Here is a 1,473-nt window from a genome sequence, read left to right on the forward strand (position 1 = left end):
GGTGTTTTCCAGCCAGACCCTGGGCCCGATGCCCTGCAGGGCGATCCGGCACCCGGGGGCGGAGGCAACCCACAGCCGCCCGCGCAGCCAGCAGCTCCCCTCGGCCAGTTTCGGCAGGGCCTGGCGGAAACGCTGCGGATGCAGCGGACGTTCAACCCGGTGCACCACAGTGGTGAAGACCGGACCCGACGGCCCGGCCGGAATCCGCACCGTCCCCGGCACGGTGCGTGCCCGCGCCTCAGCCGCATCGTAACCGGCCGGACGGAAGCCGTGCTCAGCCTCATTGAGCACCGCATGCGGGGCCAGCTCACGCACCAGCTGCACCCCGCGGGCCCGCAGGCCTTCCTCGACCGGGATCAGCTCGGGGTCGGCCAGCAGGACCGTATCGGCAAAGGCGAGCTCGCCGAGAAGGAATTCTCCGGCCGTCCGGTCATCTTCCGGCTTGGCGGTATACCCCGACTCGAAGAGAGTGTGCCGGTCCCAGATCTGGTCCTCCAGCGCACCGGGATCACAGACCAGCACCACGGACCCAATGCACAGCTCACCGCCCAGACCCTGGCGCAGCGCCTCCACAGCGGTCGCTGACGGCACCGCCGGAGGCAGACCGACCACCACGCTCCCCGCGCCGGCGGCCAGCAACGCCCCAAGTGCGGGCACCACATCCAGCCGCACGGTGCAGTTCAGGCACCCGTGCTCCAGCGGGGTTTCCGTCCGCTCGGCCAGGGCTGCACCCCAGTAGACGCGGCGGCTTACCACCCCGCTTTCCTGCAGGTCATGCAGAACCACAACGGCATCATCTTCACGGGCCGCGATGACCCGGCAGGCCTGCCCGCGGCTGAGGGCATCCATGGAGCTAACAACGGTAAGACGCATACCCGGATTCTATATGAGAATGAATATCAATAGAGACAAGAGAATCGCTTGAATGTCACTTCAATACATGCTCATCTGTTTATATGATGGATGAGCGGGACTTCCAGGAGGCTGCCGAACTGTTCAAGGCGCTGTCGGCGGCATCGCGCCTGCGCATGCTGTGCATCCTCTCCGCAGGGCCCCGCACCGTCACCGATCTGGCCTCCGAGGCAAAAATGTCCCAGCCGCTGGTCTCCCAGCACCTGAGACTGCTGAGGGGACTGGACCTGGTCAGCGTTGAACGGTCAGGCAAGGAAGCGCTCTACGCCCTGGCCGACGATCACGTGGCGCACGTTATCCGTGACGCCATCACCCACACCCGGGAAACACGCCGCAGCAGCCCTCCGGCTGACCGAACCAAGGAAGAACCATCATGACCGAGGAAAACAAGGCCGAGCACACCGTTGAGGAGCACCGCCACGGCGGCGCGGACTGTGCCCACGAAACCGTGACGCACGGCGACCATCTCGACTACCTGCACGAGGGCCACCGCCACGCCGAACACGAGGACCACTACGACGAACACGACGACCCTGCCGAACACACGGTTGAGGAGCACCG

At 66.1% G+C, this 1,473-nt stretch carries 2 protein-coding genes and 1 pseudogene; 2 read left to right on the plus strand and 1 reads right to left on the minus strand.

Annotated features, from left to right (window positions below; all coding sequences use genetic code 11):
* Positions 1-873: GTP-binding protein (locus AC5RVV_RS17335; RefSeq protein WP_494002601.1), on the minus strand; the 873-nt coding region annotated here is incomplete at its 3' end.
* An 83-nt stretch (positions 874-956) separates the two neighbouring features.
* Here AC5RVV_RS17335 and AC5RVV_RS17340 point away from each other — a divergent pair.
* Together AC5RVV_RS17340 and AC5RVV_RS17345 are read left to right on the plus strand one after the other, a co-directional pair.
* Positions 957-1,289 (plus strand): ArsR/SmtB family transcription factor, encoded by a 333-nt coding sequence (locus AC5RVV_RS17340; RefSeq protein WP_493986503.1) that lies wholly within the window; start codon positions 957-959, stop codon positions 1,287-1,289.
* Positions 1,286-1,473, plus strand: a pseudogene (locus AC5RVV_RS17345) (hypothetical protein); the annotation flags it as partial. The gene AC5RVV_RS17340 and the pseudogene AC5RVV_RS17345, both read left to right, overlap by 4 nt.

The organism is Arthrobacter sp. MDT2-34-1 (assembly GCF_059091365.1).

Excerpts from the sequence above, each read along its gene's own strand:
- AC5RVV_RS17340 (WP_493986503.1), top strand. The coding sequence starts at position 957 with ATGATGGATGAGCGGGACTTCCAGGAGGCTGCCGAACTGTTCAAGGCG.